Genomic DNA, 15,107 nt, shown 5'->3' on the forward strand with positions numbered 1-15,107 from the left:
CGATTATGACTCTCGACCTCCGCGGCCTCAACCCCGCCCCTGTCACCCCGTTCACCGAGGACGGAGCCGTCGACTACGACGCCATCCAGCGCCTCGGCTCCTGGCTCGGCTCGATCGACGGCGTCAAGAGCCTCGTCGTGCTCGGCCACGCCGGCGAGGGCACGTTCCTCACCGAGGAGGAGCAGCTCGACGTCATCCGCGCGTTCGTCGCCTCGACAGACGGCCGCGTCCCGGTCATCGCCGGCATCACCAAGGAGGGCAACAAGACCGCTGCTCTCGAGGCCAAGGCCGCCGTCGACGCCGGCGCGACCGCCGGTCTCGTGTACCCGTCGCACGGCTGGCTGCGCTTCGGCTACCAGCAGGGCGCCCCGCAGTCCCGGTACCGCGAGATCTACGAGGAGTCGGGCCTGCCCCTCATCCTCTTCCAGTACCCCGACAACACCAAGGCGACGTACGACCTCGACACGCAGCTCGAGATCGCCGGGCAAGAGGGCGTGTTCGCCACGAAGAACGGCGTCCGCAACATGCGCCGCTGGTACACCGAGATCCCCGCGCTGCGCGCCGCCTACCCCGACCTGCAGATCCTGTCCTGCCACGACGAGTACCTGCTGCCGACGATGTTCGACGTCGACGGCCTGCTGGTCGGCTACGGCAACGTCGCTCCCGAGCCGCTCATCGAGCTCATCGCCGCAGGCAAGGCGCGCGACTATGAGGCAGCGCACGCGATCCACGAGCGCCTGCTCCCGGTGACGCAGAACGTGTACCACCGCGGCTCGCACATGGAGGGCACCGTCGCCCTGAAGTGGGGCCTCGTGCAGCGCGGCATCCTCGATCACGCGACCGTCCGCACGCCGCTCCTCCCCCTGCCGGACGGGGCGGATGCCGAGATCGCCGCCGCCTTCGCTCTCGCCGGACTCGGCAAGGTCACCGTCTCCGCGTGACGACCAGGGCGGGGCGGTCGCCCGAGACCGCCCCGCCCATCACCCCCCTGCAGTCAACGACGACTCGAAGGACACGAACATGAACGAACGCACGAAAACGCGTCACGCCTCGCCCACACCCGGCACTGGCTATGGGCGGGTCTCCACTGAGACGATGAAGAACATCGTCACCTCACGCAAGCAACGGCGCCCGTTCTGGCAGCACCTGGCCCTCATCGGCCCGGCGTTCGTCGCGGGCGCCTGGCAGTTCGGCCCCGGCAACCTGACCACCGCGGTCCAGGCCGGCAGCGGCTACCAGTACGCCCTCATCTGGGTGATCGTGGTCTCGACGATCCTGATGATCTTCCTCACCGACATGGCCGTGCGCCTCGGCATCAAGTCGCCCACGTCGCTCATCTCCTCTATCAAGGAGCACCTCGGCGGTTGGGTGGGCGTGCTCGCCGGCATCGGCGTCTTCCTCATCACGCTGTGCTTCTCGGTCGGCAACGCCGTCGGCTCCGGCCTCGGCCTGTCGATGCTCTTCGGCGGCAGCCCGATCATGTGGACGGTCATCTGCACCGCCGCGGTCGCCGCGCTGCTGCTGCTCCGCAACGTCTACCGCGTCGTCGAGAAGGTCCTCATCGTGATCGTCGCGCTGATGGCGATCGCGTTCATCGCCTCGGCGTTCATCTCGAACCCCGACTGGGCCGCGGCCGGAGCAGGACTCCTCCCCACGTTCCCGGGCGGCGCGTGGCTTCTCATCGTCGCGCTCGTCGGCACGAACTTCTCCATCAACGCCGCGTTCTACACGGCCTACGGCACCAAGGAGCGCGGTCGCACAGAGGCCGACTACCGCGACGTGACGATCGTCGACACGATCCCCGGCATCGTCGCGCCCGGCATCATGACCGCGCTGGTCATCGTCGTCGCGGCATCCGTCCTGGGCAAGACCGGAGAGGCGGCGCCGACCGTGGTCGCCCTCGCCGGGATCTTCGAGCCGCTGGCCGGTCCCGTCGGCTCGACGGTGTTCGCGCTCGGATTCTTCGGCGCGGCGTTCTCGTCGATGATCGCGAATGCGACGGCCGGAGGCACGATGCTGTCCGACGGACTGGGTCGTGGCGCGTCGTCGAGCTCGCTCACCGCGAAGCTCGTGAGCGCCGGCATCCTCGTCTTCGGCATCGCCGTGACGGTGATCTTCCAGGAGTCGCCGGTGCAGCTGATCGTGATCGCGCAGGCGCTGACCGTCTTCGTCGCGCCGGTGCTCGCCGCGCTGATCATCGTCATGGCGAACCGCGTGAAGCTCATGGGCGACATGCGCAACACCTGGTGGCAGAACGCGGCAGGCATCATCGGCCTGGTGGCCGTGCTCGCCCTCTCTGTGCGGCTGTTCCTGACCCTGATCGGGTAGCCCCCACCACAGTCGTCGGGACATTTCACGGATGCAGGTCCAGAACGCGCTTTCTGGACCTGCATCCGTGTTCTCGACCTGCAAAGTGCGCCGAACGGATGCCGGGACCGGGCGGATCCGGAGCCCAGGGGCAGCCTTCCGCCTCAGGTTCTGCGGCCGATAAGAACTTCTGCGGCCCGAATCCCCCGATCCGGGCCGCAGAAGTCGCGGATGGCCGCAGAAGTTGCGGCCGGATGCCGTGACTCAGGCGACCTGCGAGCCCCGCAGCGCGGCGACCTCGCGGCCGTACGTGACCGCGTCGGTCTCGGCGGCCTCCTTGAGCTCCTGCGCGGTGTCGGCGAACGCGTCAAGCGCCGGGTTCACGCCCACGAGGGTGAACGGACGCTGCACGACGCGCAGGTCGAGGCCCCAGACATCCTCGAGCACGCGACGCAGCCATCCGGTCGAGTGGTCCCAGCCGTCCTTGGGCGTGCCGGGGGCGTAGTTTCCGCCGAGCACCGTGACGAGGGTCGCGGGCTTGCCGTTCAGGGCCGTGCCCGTCGGGTCGATCCGCGGATCGGTGTAGGCGAGGTCGAACCAGGTCTTGAAGTGCTGCGAGACGCCGTAGTTGTAGAGCGGCACGGCGAACAGCAGCGCATCGGCGCCGATCAACTCGTCGGCGAAGCTCGTGGCGAGCGCGCGGGCCTCGTTCTGCGCGGGGGTGCGCTGGGCTGCGTCGACGAAACCGCCGGTGACGGCATCCGCCCACGCCGTCGCGGGAACGGGGTCGGCCGCGAGGTCGCGGCGCGTGACCGTCGAGTCGGGGTGTGATGCCGTCCACTCGGCCTCGACGAGGTCGGCGAGTGCGCGGCTGGCGGACGACGCGGGAAGGATGCTGGCATCCAGGCGGAACAGGGACATGTCAAACCTCTCGTTTTCGTAGTCGCTAGGTTTTTCTTAGCGGCAGTGGTTAACGTAGCACGAGTAGGATGGAGGCATGCCCGAGCTCGAGGAGGCAGTGCAACGGTGTGACGCCGCCGTCACACTGGCCTTCAGCGTGCTCGGAAAGCGATGGAACGGCATGATCGTCGCCTCGCTCGGCGCCGGGCCCTCGACCTTCGTCGCGCTGCGCCGCGCTGTGGCCGGGATCAGCGACACCGTCCTCTCCGACCGGCTCGCCGAACTCGCCGAGACCGGGCTCGTGGCCCGCACCGTCGACGCGGGCCCTCCGGTCACCGTGTCATACGCCCTGACCGCGAGCGGGCAGGGTCTGCTGCCGATCCTCGATCAGCTCGGCGCGTGGGCCTCGGCGAACCTCGAGCGTCGCGAGGCCTGAGACCCTGATCAGATCCGGCATCCGTCCCCGGCATCCGTCCCCGGCAGGCCCACTCCCGGCATCCATCCCCGGTTTGCAGGTCGAGATCACATTTGCAGGTCGAGATCCTCGATTCTGACCTGCAAAGTGCGATCTCGACCGACATCCTGCCCCAGATCGGACAACACCGGGCCGGCCGCGGCTCACCAGGGGCTGGGCTCGTAGTCCTTCAGGAACACGCCGTGCACGTCTTCGCCGGCCTCGCCGCGCACGATCGGGTCGTACACGCGGGCGGCGCCGTCGACCAGGTCGAGCGGAGCGTGGAAGCCCTCCTCGGCCAGGCGCACCTTCGTGTAGTGCGGGCGTTCGTCGGTGATCCAGCCGGTGTCGACGGCGGTCATCAGGATGCCGTCGGTCTCGAGCATCTCCCCGGCACTCGTGCGCGTGAGCATGTTCAGCGCGGCCTTCGCCATGTTCGTGTGCGGATGCCCCGGGCCCTTGTACCGGCGGGAGAACTGCCCCTCCATCGCCGACACGTTGACGACGTACTTGCGGTGGGAATCGGATGCCGCCATCGACGCGCGCAGGCGGCTGATCAGCAGGAACGGCGCCGTGGTGTTGGCGAGCTGCACCTCGAGCATCTCGAGCGGATCGACCTGGTCGATCGACTGCACCCAGCTGTTCACGCGGTTGACGTCGGGCACGAGTCCGCCCGCGTCGATCGCGGTGCCGTCGGCGTGCTTCTCGAGCGACGACGACCCGGGTGCCATCGCCAGCCTTGCGAGGTCTTCCGCCGTGAGCGCCTGGCCACCCTGCTCGGCGACCGTTCCGCCGAGGGCGGCGACCGACAGCAGCGGGTGCGAGTCGACCGACGCCTGCAGCGCCTGGGGGTGCGGGTCGACGGTGTGCCCGAAGGTCTCCATCTCGGGGAGCGGACCGTCGGGGAGCGGCTGCAGCTCGGCATCCGCCAGCAGCGAGTAGGCACCGGGCGAGCGGCGCACGGTCTGCGCGGCGTTGTTGATGAGGATGTCGAGGGGTCCCTGCGCAGCGACCGAATCGGCCAGCCCGATCACCTGGGCGGGATCGCGCAGGTCGATGCCGACGACGCGAAGGCGGTGCAGCCAGTCGGCCGAGTCGGGCAGGGCCGAGAAACGGCGCACGGCGTCCCGCGGGAAGCGCGTCGTGATCGTGGTGTGCGCACCGTCGCGCAGCAGCCGCAGCGCGATGTGCATGCCGATCTTGGCGCGGCCTCCGGTGAGCAGTGCGCGCTTGCCGGTGAGGTCGGTGCGGGCGTTGCGCTTGCCGTGGCTGAAGCGCGCGCAGTCGGGGCACAGCTGGTGGTAGAACGCGTCCACGAGGGTGTACGGCTGCTTGCAGATGTAGCAGTTGCGGGGCTTCAGCAGCTCCCCCGCGATCGGGGCATCCACCACGCTCGTCGCGAGGTCATGACCGCGGGTCTCGTCGTCGATGCGATCGGGAGCACCCGTGGCCGTGCGGGCGACGACGGCCTTGTCGGCCTCGGCGATCGCATCGCGGATCTCCTTGCGGCGCACGCGCTTGACGGCCTTGAACATCGCGGCGGTCGCGTGGCGCACGGCGACGAAGTCCGGATGCTCGTTGTCGATCTCGTGCAGGTGCGCGAGCACGCGGAGGGTCGTGGCCAGATCGTCGGGGTCGATGCCGGCGCCCAGCACGTCGCGCAGCCGATCGCTCGCGGTGACCTCGCCCGCGGGGTCTCCGAGCTCGTCGAAGGGTCCAGGCGCGTCGGTCATTGTGCCGATTTTACGCGAGTGTCCTGGGGGTTCGGTGCGGCCGGGTGCGCGTGCACAATTCAGCAAGAACGCGCGCGATCCGGCCGGTTCGGCTCCCAGCGCCGCGATCGGACGGATTCTTGCTGAATCGTGCACGCCCTCCACGAGTCGTCAGGCGATCCCGCCCCCGTCGACCACGAGCGCCGAACCCGTCACGTACGACGAGTCGTCGCTCGCGAGCCAGACCACGGCCTGCGCGACCTCGTGCGGCTCGCCCATCCGGCGCAGCGGCCGGTCGGCGGCCTCGGCGAGGAACGCGTTCGTGTCCTGCGCGAGCTGGCGAGCCTCTTCGCGCAGCATCCCGGTGTTCACATCGCCCGGGTTGACCGAGTTCACCCGGATGCCGGCCGGCCCGTGGTCGATCGCCAGCGCACGGGTCATGTTCACCACGGCGCCCTTCGAGGCGCAGTACGAGATGGCCTGCCCGCCGCCCTTGAGGCCCCAGCCGGAGCCCGTGTTGATGATCGAACCGCCACCCGCAGCCTCCATGATCGGCACGATGTGCTTGCACATGAGGAAGATCGAGCGCACGTTCACGCCGAAGACGCGGTCCCACTCCTCGACGGTCGTCTCGACCGCGGTCGTGCGGCGGATGATGCCGGCGTTGTTGAAGACGACGTCCACCCCGCCGAACTCCGCGACCGCGGTCGCGACGACCCGCTCGATGTCGGGCTCGCTCGCGACATCGGCCGCGATCGCCAGGGCCGTGCCGCCCGCCTCGCGGATCTCGACGGCGACCGCCTCGGCGGCCTCGACGTTCAGGTCGACGACGGCGACCGCGGCGCCTTCCGCCGCGAGCGCGATCGACGTGGCACGGCCGATGCCGCCGGCGCCACCGGTGACGATGGCCTTCTTGTTCTCGAGTCGCATGGGATTCCTTTCGGGTTCGTTCAGACGGGGGTGAGTTCGGGGGCCGTCACGGCGTACTGGCTGCTCGCGCCGACCCCGGTGACGATGCGGACGTGCCCGGCGAGCCGCGCATCGAGCTCGAGATCGCCGGTGTCGACCAGCAGGGGACGGCCATGCAGGTCGATGAGCTTCTGCTCGGGCGCGACGACGAGCAGCGGATCGTCTCCGAGGGCACGGAGCACGGATGCCGAGAGCTGCTGGTTGCCCCGGCCGAGCAGAAAGCCCTGCCCGCCGATGACCGTGACCACGGCCTGAGCGGGCCCCCGGGCGATCTCGGCGAGGAGCTGCTGCTCGCTCGCGCCGCGCACGACGACTGCGCCGTCGAGGATCACGTCGACGCCGAGCGGACTGCCCTGCACGCCGAGCTGCCGGGCGACTTCGCCGGTGGTGCCACCGGGACCGAGCAGATAGCGGATGCCGGGCCGCATCCGCGCCACTGCTCCGCGCGCGGCGGACGTGACGGCCGCGGCTTCGGACGCCGGCGTCGCGGCCTTCCGCGCCTGGGTGCGCCCCGGAAGATAGGGCACCCGGAGCATCGCGTGAAGAGTGGGCTCGACGCGCGCCCGGCGCATCGCGGCCTCGTCGATGTCGAGCACCTCGCGGTCGTCGGTGGGCAGTCCACCGCGGGTCACCCAGTCCGCGGCGAGCGCTCCCGCCGCCCGCGGGCTCACGGCGAACACGGGCGAGTACATCTTCACGCCGGCCGGGATGCCGAGGATCGCCGGCATCCGGGCGTCGGGCTCCCGGTCGCTCGGTTCGCAATTCAGCAAGGATTCGCCGGAACCGGTCTCCAACCTCCCCGAACCACTCGGCACCGGGAATTCTGACTGAATTGCGAACGCGGCACCGGCCGCACCGAGTCCGGCCGCCGCATCCCGCAACGTGCCGTCGCCGCCCACGACGAGCAGGAGGTCTGCTCCGGCAGCAGCGACTGCCGCGACAGCACGAGAGGTGTCCACCCCCTCGGTCGTTGAGCGAGCCGCAGGCGAGACGAAACGCGTGCCTCCGAGGTCGACCGCGGCAGACGGCGTTTCGTCTCGGTCGCCAAGGGCTCTCTCGCTCAACGACCGGGATGAGCGCGGCGCATACACGACGCACGGCACGAGACCCGCGGCGCGCACGGCATCCGCGCCCATCTCGCCGACTGCGGTGGCCACGACGAGACCCGGATGCTGCGCCGCCAGCACCGTCAAAGCCAGGGCCGCCCGCTCCTGCACGCGCGAACGCGCACCTCGCGAGACCGCGAGACGCTGCACGTCCGCGCCGTCGGAGCCGGCCAGGCCCGCAGGCCCGCCGACTCCGGCGACAGGGTTGACGACCAGTCCGATCACGAGGCGATGGACTCCTCGAGGATCGACTCGACAGCATCCGTAGGCACGTCATTGAGATACTTCCGCCGGTACGCGCGCCAGGTGACGGCCCAGAGCGCCGGGTCGTCCAGGGAATCGTGATGCGTGTGGTGCACGGTCTGGTTGTGTGGGGCCGTGCGGACCAGCTCCGGGTCCTCGCGCGCCTCCTGGGCCACACGGGCGAGCGCCGTGACGTACTCGTCGATCTCGGCCTTCGAGTAGCACTCGGTCGGCTCGAGCGTGAACGGCTGCGGCACCACGTAGGGGTGGTGACTCGTCCAGTAGTGGAAGCCGTAGTCGGCCATGCGGATGCCGATCTCCTCCGACGTGATGCCGGTGTCCTCGAACAGCTCCTGCCAGGAATACCGCACCTGCTCGATGCGGCGTCGTCCGGTCGCGTAGGGCGCCGAGGCTCCGGGGATCTCGAGCACCTTCTTCAGCAGGTAGTTGTTGTTCAGCACGGCGATCTGCGACGCGGTCAGCAGGCCTTCCGCGCCGAGCGCCATGATCCACGCGTACGCACGCACCACGTGCAGGATGACTCCGTGCGCCGGCGCGACGTGCCCGATCGACAGCTCGCCGGGTTCGCGCACCACGAAGCGACCGTCGACCTTCTCGACCCGCGGTCCGGGGAGGAACGGCGCCAGCGCCGCAGAGACCGCGTTGGCCGCAGCTCCCGGGCCGCCGCTGCCGTGCGGGGCTGAGAACGTCTTGTGCAGGTTGAACTGGCAGACGTCGAAGCCGGCGTCGCGCGCACGGGTGATGCCGAGGATGCCGGCGGCGTTGGCCTGGTCGTATGAGGCGAGGGCTCCGACCGCGTGCGCGGCGTCGACCCACTCCCGGATGGCCGGGTTGTAGATGCCGGTGTCCTCGGGGTTCGTCACCATGATCGCCGCGGTCCGCTCGGACAGCGCGGCCTTCAGCGCATCGAGGTCCGGGTAGCCGTCGGCATCCGGGTAGATCGTGATGATCTTGTACCCCGCGACCTTGGCGGCGGCGGCGTTGGACGGGTGGCTGAAGATCGTCGTGATGACCTCGTCGCGCTGATCCCCCTCGCCGCGGGACTCGTGGTACGCCCGGATCATCGCGATGTTCGTCCAGATGCCGGCCGATCCGCCGGGAGAGGCGAGCGAGACGGCATCCATCCCGGAGATCTCCTGCATCATCTGCTCGAGTCGCCAGATCAGCTCCAGTGCGCCCTGCGTGTCGGCCGGGTCCTGCGCCGGGTGCAGCGCCCGCAGCTGCGGCACCTCGATGAGCTGGTCGTTGATCTTCGGCGAGTACTTGATGGTGCAGGTGCCCTGGCCGATGTCGATGTTGAGGTCGGAGCCGAGATTCTCCTGCGACAGCCGCAGGTAGTGCTTGAGCACGCGCATCTGCGCGATCTCGGGCAGCGCGGGCGGCGCGGACCGCCGCATCCCCTCGGGCAGATCGGCGAGCACATCGCCGACCGCGTCGCGCACGTTCGGCTCGACGGGCGTGATCGACACGCCCCGCTCGCCCGGGGTGGACAGCTCGAAGATGATCGGCTCGTTCCAGCTGGCCTGGTGGAAGCGGCGCGGGCCGGTGGTGGGGGCGATGGGGAGGCTCATGCGCCGTGCTCCTTCGTCGTGTCGGAAGATCCGGTGTCGGAGGTGAAGGCCGCGATCGCGTCGGCCAGGCGGTCGATGTCGGCGGCCGAGGTGGCCTCGGTCACGCACACCAGCAGCGTCCGCTCGTCGAGCGCGATCCCGGGTTCGATGCCCTGGGCGCGGAGCGCCGTGACGACGTCGGCGGCACGCGCGGCGACGAACCTGACCGTGAACTCGCGCAGGTGCAGCGCGGTGTCGCCGAGCTCCACACCCGGGATCGCCGCGAGCTTCTGCTGCGCATAGCGCGTGCGGGCCAGCAGCAGCTCGCCCAGCTCGGCCATGCCCGCGGGGCCCATCAGCGAGAGGTAGACGCCGGTGGCGATGCCCCACAGCGCGGCTGCCGTACCGACCCACTCCTTACCCTCTTCGCGCTGCGCGAACGAGGTGCGCTCGTAGGCGACGTCGCCGAAGCCGTACTCTCCTGGCACATCGGTGGATTCGAGCCCGAACAGGCGCGAGGGCATCTCCATGACGAAGCGCTCGTCGTCGTGCACGGCGATGAAACCGGCGTGCGCCCCGCCGAACCACTGGTGCAGCCCCAGCGACTGGATGTCGCCGGTGACGATGTCGGCGCCCTGCATCGACGGCGGCGTCAACACCCCGTAGCCGATCGGGTCGGTGCCGACCACGACGATCGCGCCGACCGCGTGCGCGGCCTCGGCGATCGCGGCCAGGCGGGTCTCGACGGCGCCGGTGGCGCTGGGCGTCTCGATCCAGACGGCGGCGACGTCGTCGCCCAGCAAGCCCTTCAGGGCGTCGAGGTCGGCGGTGCCGTCGGAGGGCGCGACCTGCTCGATCGCGAGGCTCGTGCGGATGTAGTCGTGCACCTTCGAGAGCTTCTCCGGCAGCACGTCGCTCAGCGCCAGCACGCGGCCGCGGCCGGTGAGGCGTCCGGCCATCGCCAGCCCCGTGGCCGTGGCCTGGTATCCGTCGTAGGTCGGCACGTTCACGACATCCATCGCGAGCAGCTCGGCCATCAGCGACTGGTACTCGAACAGCGCCTGGAAGCGCCCGTGATCTTCGTAGGGCTCGCCGGCGTACGCGGTGAGGAACTCGCTGCGGCGGATCACCTCGTCGACGACGGCGGGCACATAGTGGTTGTAGGTGCCGGCGCCGAGGAAGCTCAGACGCTCCTCGGTCGAGCGGTTCGTCGCGAGGATGCCGCGCACGTGGCGCGCGAGATCCTGCTCGGCGATCAGGGGGGCCGGCAGGTCGAGCGGGCGGTTCAGACGGAGCGACGCCGGGACGTCGGCGTAGAACTCCTCGACGGACTCGGCGCCGACGGCCTCGAGCATCGCCGCGCGCGATTCGGGTGCCGTGTTGGGGATGTACGGATGCACGAACGTCGTCATGCTTCCTCCTTCGGATCGTGGTCGTGCAGAGGCGGGGCCAGAGTGGCGAACGGGATGGCGTCGGACCGGGGCGACGCGAGGACAGCGACGCCGTAGCGGTCGAGATCCAGACGCCCGGAATGACGGATGCCGGTGAGCAGATCGGTGCCCGCACCGGCGATGTCGACCGAGACCGGAGCGCGTCCGTGGTTCAGGTAGAACGTGTAGTCGGTGTCGCTGTCGGCGCGGGTGACGACCTCGACGTCGACGTCGGTGCGGTCGCGGGCCGGGAGTCCGGCCGTGAGCAGCACATCCCGGAAGATCGGCAGCATGCCCTCGGGCTCGACGATCGCGCTGAGGTACCAGGCGGAGCCGGTGCCGACCGCATGCCGCGTGACGGCGGGGAGGCCGTCGAGCTCGCCGCCGACATACGTCCCGCGCACCTCGACGTCGCCGTCGGCCTCGAGCCACTCGCTCCACTGCGGCACGGTGAGGCTCTCACCCGCGTAGTCGATGAGCGAGGTCAGTCCGTCGGCGATCGGCCACTGCTCGTCGACCTCGATGCCGAGCAGGTCGCGCAGCAGACCGGGCGCTCCGCCCTCGTGCACCTTCTCGGTCGCGTCCACGACACCCGAGAACGGCCCGACCACCAGATGCCCGCCGCGCTCGACGAACGCACGGAGCGCATCGGCCTGCGGCTGCTCGACGATGTAGAGGTTCGGCACCACGACCACGTCGTACGCGTCGAACGGACCCGTGGCGCGCACGGCATCCGTCGGCTGACCCAGCGTGTACAGGGCCCGGTGCCAGGCGCGGGCCTGCTGCGCCCACTGCAGTCGCTGCGAGGGGAGCGACTCGACCGCGCTGATGCCCCACCAGGAATCCCAGTCGACGACCAACGCCACCCGCGAGCGCACCCGGGTGCCGCGCACCGGCTCGAGCTTCTTCAGCTCGAGCCCGAGGGCCTTGGTCTCTCGGAAACTGCGCGACCGCTCGCCGCGGTGGCCGAGCATCGACGAGTGGAACTTCTCCTGCCCGTACCGGGCCTGACGCCACTGGAAGAACATCACGGCATCCGATCCGTTCGCGACGGCCTGCAGGCTCTCGACGCGGATCTTGCCCGGGGCCTTCGGCACGTTCACGTCTCGCCAGCTCGTGGCGCTGGCCGACGATTCGAGCAGCAGCCAGGGCTGCCCGCCCTTGAGCGAGCGCATGAGTCCGTAGTTGAGGGCGGCGCCGACGTGCGAGGTCGGGTCGGCGGGCTCGGGGTAGGCGTCATCGGTGACCACGTCTTCGACGGCCGCGAAGTCCCAGTAGTCGAGGTCGCGGAACATGCTCATGAAGTTCGTGGTCACCGCGATGTCGGGCGTGACCTCGCGGAGCACGTCGATCTCGAGCTGGAACAGCTCGAGCAGCGCATCGGACGAGAACCGCTCGAAGTCGAGGAGCTTGGTCGGATTGACCGGACCGGGCGCCTTCTTCGGCGTCTCGATGTGCTCCCACGACGTGTAGCGCTGGCCCCACACGTTGACGCCCCAGGCCTCGTTGAGTCCGTCGAGGTCGCCGTAGCGATCGCGCAGCCAGCGGCGGAAGTGGCGTGCCGACTCGGGGCACCAGCAGCGGGACGTGTGGTCGCCGTACTCGTTCGAGATGTGCCACATCGCGAGCCCCGGGTGTGCGCCGTAGCGCTCGGCCATGGCGCGGGCCATGCGTGCGACGTTCTCGCGCCAGACCGGCGACGACGGGCAGTAGGTCTGCCGGGATCCGAACTCGAGGCGGTGGCCGTCAGCATCCCACGGCGCCATCTCGGGGTGCGCGCGCAACAGCCACGAAGGAGGGGTCGCAGTGGCGGTGGCGAGGTCGATCGCGATGCCGGCATCCCAGAGCAGGTCGATGATGCGGTCGAGCCAGGCCCAGTCGTAGACGCCGGGTTCGGGTTCGAGTTGCGGCCAGCTGAAGATCGGCAGGCTAACCATGTTCACGCCCGCCTCGCGCATCAGGCGGATGTCTTCGTGCCAGGTCTCCTCCGACCACTGGTCGGGGTTGTAGTCGCCGCCGTAGGCGAGCGCGTCGAGGCGGACGCGCCGGATCGGCTGGTCGGCTGCGGATGCGGGCACGACGGCTCCTCTCTGAGTTCTCCCCTGCAGTCACGGTCTCGCTCTGGCGCTTTTCCGGAACCGGTTGTATTCTGTATACACAGACTAGGACGTCGTTCAGAGGCCGTCAACCCATAGGCTGACGGGCAGGCGGCAGAACGGGAGAGGCATGGCGATCGAACGCAGGAACCTGCGCTCGCAGGTGCGTGCGGAGCTTCTGGAGCGGATGCGAGCCGGCCTCGTGCAGCCCGGCGAGGGCATCAACGAGGTGCAGCTGGCTACCGAGCTCGGTGTCAGCCGCACACCGCTGCGCGAAGCACTCATCGCCCTGGAATCCGAGGGCCAGATCGAGAGCGAGAACGGCAAGGGCTTCCGGTTCGTGCCGCTCAGCGCCTCGGAATTCCGCGACCTCGCTCCCGTCATGGCCGCCCTGGAGAGCCTCGCGCTCGAGCTCAGCCCGCCCGACGAGCTGCGCGAGATCGGCATCCGTCTGAAAGAGATGGCGGATGCCTTCGCCGACGAGCTCGTCGAGCACCAGCTCGTCATCACCAAGGACGACGAGTGGCACAGCGTCATGCTGTCGGCCTGCCCGAACACGCGTCTACTCGCGGTCATCGAGAGTGTGCGCAGCTCCTTCCACCGCTACGAGTCGCTGCTCGTCCCGGAAGACGTGAAGGTCGAGCGCGTGGCCGCCGAGCACGCCGAGATCGCCCGCCGCCTGGCCGCGGGCGACATCCCCGGCGCCGTCGAGGCGCTGAAGCTCAACTGGCTGCACGGCATGCAGCGCATCCTCGACAACGCGACGAGCAGCTACTTCACCGCGTAGCGATCGCCGCCCGAATGTCGGCGATCGCCGCATCGATCTCTTCTTCGCGAGACCCGCGCAGTCCCGATCCGTTACGTGGCACCAGAGTCAGCACTTCGGGAAATACGAGAGGCGGCGTCTATGCTCTCTCGACGCGTCATGCCGACCCGCCATGATGGTCCCCGAGGTTTGAGGGGACGAATCGTCAGCCTCCGCGAGTCAGCCAAGTCGATGATAATCACTGCGTAGCAGAAGAATCTGTAGGCGTGCGTGCTGTGTGCGACGACGAAACTCTCCTTCGAGTACGCAGCGACCGGGGTTTCTCCATGCCCCTCCCAAACGCTGATCTCGCCACTTGGATCGACGCATATCGATCCATTCCTGAACTCCCGGTGAGGAACTCCGCCGCTGTTCTGCAGTTGCGCTTCGTCGAAAGCGATTGCCCACCCGTCGCGTCGCTCCGCGACCTTTCGTGCCAGCCGGCGGAGTCCGTGACCGCGCATCAAGATCATGACGAGCGAACCAACCGCAGTCACGCCAATGATCAGGGTCGCAACACAGCTGCCGAGAGTCACGTGGCCCAGCGTCAAGAAAGGAAGTGGGGTTGCTAGTAGTACTACGAGAAATACGACCCACGACCCGTAGTCGACCATGTACAGCTGCGGTATCAGAGGCCTCAAATCCGCGACCTCTCTCCGGTAGGGACGAACTGCCGCGCCGCAGATTGCGCGAAGGAGAACATCGCTCCGCCCACTCCGGCCGCGTTGCCAGCCTTGGTCGGTCCGCCGAGATGGAACAAGGTCGTCACCATCACCTGTCGATGAGCATACCGAGTTGCCGGGTCGTCGTGACTGTCCGCGCGGCAACCACAAAGCTGAGCTTCCGGCCCGGGCGGCACCCGGGAATCCTTCGCCCAGGGTGGCGATTCTGCACTCGACTTCAGCATCATCAGCCTCCGCCCGCCGCTCCCCTCATCGCGCAGGGCTCGTCCTCGATGCTGCCCGATGGGTACAGCCACCGATCTTGAAGGTCGGATGGGTGGTCTATGCGGTAGATCGCCCGAATCCCGTCGAGTTCATCTTCTGACGAACCCGCGCGCAGGAACAGCTGCAACGCATTCTCGGACACCGGGATCTGGCTCTGAACGCTGGGCACGACCCCGGACGGTGGCGACGATACCGTGAACTCATCCCCGGCATTGAGCGAGAAGAGTCCTGCTCCCCGAAAGGCGTCACCGTCCACTCGATCCGGCGCATATTCTGCGAACTTGATCTGGAGGTATTTGTACTCTTCGGTCGCGTCACCACACCAATGAAGTACGTATTCTCCGTCTCGCAGCGTCACCGAGATCGGTTCCTCATTCCCTGACCCCATGAAGCACCCACTCAGGACGAAGATCGGGAGCAAGAGGATCACAGACACTGCCCTGAGGGGCCTATCTCGCATATCGCCTCACTCCATCGAGTGGATTTTATTCCGAATTGTGGGTGCCTCGTGCATTAGCCAGAGATTTGATTTCCCGCAACCTGGTTTGGATCAGACCCCGGTCATAT

The 15,107-nt window shown here is 68.7% G+C and carries 12 protein-coding genes; 4 read left to right on the forward strand and 8 right to left on the reverse strand.

The features are described from left to right. The first annotated feature begins 5 nt into the window (after positions 1 to 5). On the forward strand, positions 6 to 941 hold the full coding sequence (locus MRBLWH11_RS03110) for a dihydrodipicolinate synthase family protein (RefSeq protein ID WP_207769977.1): 936 nt from the start codon (positions 6 to 8) through the stop codon (positions 939 to 941). 154 nt (positions 942 to 1,095) lie between these two features. Beyond that, positions 1,096 to 2,328 carry an Nramp family divalent metal transporter gene (locus MRBLWH11_RS03115; protein ID WP_116636069.1) on the forward strand — a complete coding sequence of 411 codons (1,233 nt, stop codon included), beginning with the start codon at positions 1,096 to 1,098 and terminating at the stop codon, positions 2,326 to 2,328. A 243-nt stretch (positions 2,329 to 2,571) separates the two neighbouring features. On the opposite strand, the gene MRBLWH11_RS03120 is transcribed toward MRBLWH11_RS03115, so the two are convergent. Further along, complete coding sequence (locus MRBLWH11_RS03120) at positions 2,572 to 3,228, reverse strand: NAD(P)H-dependent oxidoreductase (RefSeq protein WP_116636070.1); 657 nt, start codon at positions 3,226 to 3,228, stop codon at positions 2,572 to 2,574. A 76-nt stretch (positions 3,229 to 3,304) separates the two neighbouring features. Between MRBLWH11_RS03120 and MRBLWH11_RS03125 the strand changes: the two genes are divergently transcribed. Further along, positions 3,305 to 3,643 carry a helix-turn-helix domain-containing protein gene (locus tag MRBLWH11_RS03125; RefSeq protein WP_116636071.1) on the forward strand — a complete coding sequence of 113 codons (339 nt, stop codon included), beginning with the start codon at positions 3,305 to 3,307 and terminating at the stop codon, positions 3,641 to 3,643. A gap of 182 nt (positions 3,644 to 3,825) precedes the next feature. Here MRBLWH11_RS03125 and MRBLWH11_RS03130 read toward each other — a convergent pair whose 3' ends face one another. The 6 genes from MRBLWH11_RS03130 to MRBLWH11_RS03155 form a co-directional block, all read right to left on the reverse strand. After that, positions 3,826 to 5,394 carry an SDR family NAD(P)-dependent oxidoreductase gene (locus MRBLWH11_RS03130; protein ID WP_243408945.1) on the reverse strand — a complete coding sequence of 523 codons (1,569 nt, stop codon included), beginning with the start codon at positions 5,392 to 5,394 and terminating at the stop codon, positions 3,826 to 3,828. A 150-nt stretch (positions 5,395 to 5,544) separates the two neighbouring features. After that, positions 5,545 to 6,303, reverse strand: coding sequence for a glucose 1-dehydrogenase (locus tag MRBLWH11_RS03135; RefSeq protein WP_341946641.1), 759 nt, complete (start codon positions 6,301 to 6,303; stop codon positions 5,545 to 5,547). Between the two features lie 20 nt (positions 6,304 to 6,323). After that, complete coding sequence (locus MRBLWH11_RS03140; protein ID WP_341946642.1) at positions 6,324 to 7,673, reverse strand: NAD(+)/NADH kinase; 1,350 nt, start codon at positions 7,671 to 7,673, stop codon at positions 6,324 to 6,326. Further along, entirely contained in the window at positions 7,670 to 9,283 is a 1,614-nt protein-coding gene (gcvPB, locus tag MRBLWH11_RS03145) for an aminomethyl-transferring glycine dehydrogenase subunit GcvPB (RefSeq protein ID WP_341946643.1), read from the reverse strand. The genes MRBLWH11_RS03140 and gcvPB overlap by 4 nt, the downstream gene beginning before the upstream one ends. Further along, positions 9,280 to 10,674 carry an aminomethyl-transferring glycine dehydrogenase subunit GcvPA gene (gene gcvPA, locus MRBLWH11_RS03150; RefSeq protein ID WP_341946644.1) on the reverse strand — a complete coding sequence of 465 codons (1,395 nt, stop codon included), beginning with the start codon at positions 10,672 to 10,674 and terminating at the stop codon, positions 9,280 to 9,282. Before gcvPA ends, gcvPB begins: the two co-directional genes overlap by 4 nt. Beyond that, entirely contained in the window at positions 10,671 to 12,770 is a 2,100-nt protein-coding gene (locus MRBLWH11_RS03155; protein WP_341946645.1) for a beta-galactosidase, read from the reverse strand. Before MRBLWH11_RS03155 ends, gcvPA begins: the two co-directional genes overlap by 4 nt. A gap of 148 nt (positions 12,771 to 12,918) precedes the next feature. On the opposite strand from MRBLWH11_RS03155, the gene MRBLWH11_RS03160 reads away from it, so the two are divergent. Beyond that, complete coding sequence (locus tag MRBLWH11_RS03160) at positions 12,919 to 13,575, forward strand: GntR family transcriptional regulator (protein ID WP_116636077.1); 657 nt, start codon at positions 12,919 to 12,921, stop codon at positions 13,573 to 13,575. A 927-nt stretch (positions 13,576 to 14,502) separates the two neighbouring features. Here the strand turns inward: MRBLWH11_RS03160 and MRBLWH11_RS03165 are convergent. Continuing rightward, a complete protein-coding gene (locus tag MRBLWH11_RS03165; protein WP_341946646.1) occupies positions 14,503 to 14,898 on the reverse strand; it encodes a hypothetical protein in 396 nt (131 codons plus the stop codon). Positions 14,899 to 15,107 lie beyond the last annotated feature (209 nt).

Source organism: Microbacterium sp. LWH11-1.2 (assembly GCF_038397745.1).
Classification (GTDB): domain Bacteria; phylum Actinomycetota; class Actinomycetes; order Actinomycetales; family Microbacteriaceae; genus Microbacterium.

What these genes read in the sequence shown, in the direction of transcription:
- gcvPB (WP_341946643.1), bottom strand. Translation starts at nt 9,283, where the DNA reads ATGAGCCTCCCCATCGCCCCCACCACCGGCCCGCGCCGCTTCCACCAG.
- MRBLWH11_RS03135 (WP_341946641.1), bottom strand. Translation starts at nt 6,303, where the DNA reads ATGCGACTCGAGAACAAGAAGGCCATCGTCACCGGTGGCGCCGGCGGC.
- MRBLWH11_RS03110 (WP_207769977.1), top strand. Translation starts at nt 6, where the DNA reads ATGACTCTCGACCTCCGCGGCCTCAACCCCGCCCCTGTCACCCCGTTC.
- MRBLWH11_RS03125 (WP_116636071.1), top strand. Translation starts at nt 3,305, where the DNA reads ATGCCCGAGCTCGAGGAGGCAGTGCAACGGTGTGACGCCGCCGTCACA.
- MRBLWH11_RS03130 (WP_243408945.1), bottom strand. Translation starts at nt 5,394, where the DNA reads ATGACCGACGCGCCTGGACCCTTCGACGAGCTCGGAGACCCCGCGGGC.
- MRBLWH11_RS03115 (WP_116636069.1), top strand. Translation starts at nt 1,096, where the DNA reads ATGAAGAACATCGTCACCTCACGCAAGCAACGGCGCCCGTTCTGGCAG.
- MRBLWH11_RS03120 (WP_116636070.1), bottom strand. Translation starts at nt 3,228, where the DNA reads ATGTCCCTGTTCCGCCTGGATGCCAGCATCCTTCCCGCGTCGTCCGCC.
- MRBLWH11_RS03160 (WP_116636077.1), top strand. Translation starts at nt 12,919, where the DNA reads ATGGCGATCGAACGCAGGAACCTGCGCTCGCAGGTGCGTGCGGAGCTT.
- gcvPA (WP_341946644.1), bottom strand. Translation starts at nt 10,674, where the DNA reads ATGACGACGTTCGTGCATCCGTACATCCCCAACACGGCACCCGAATCG.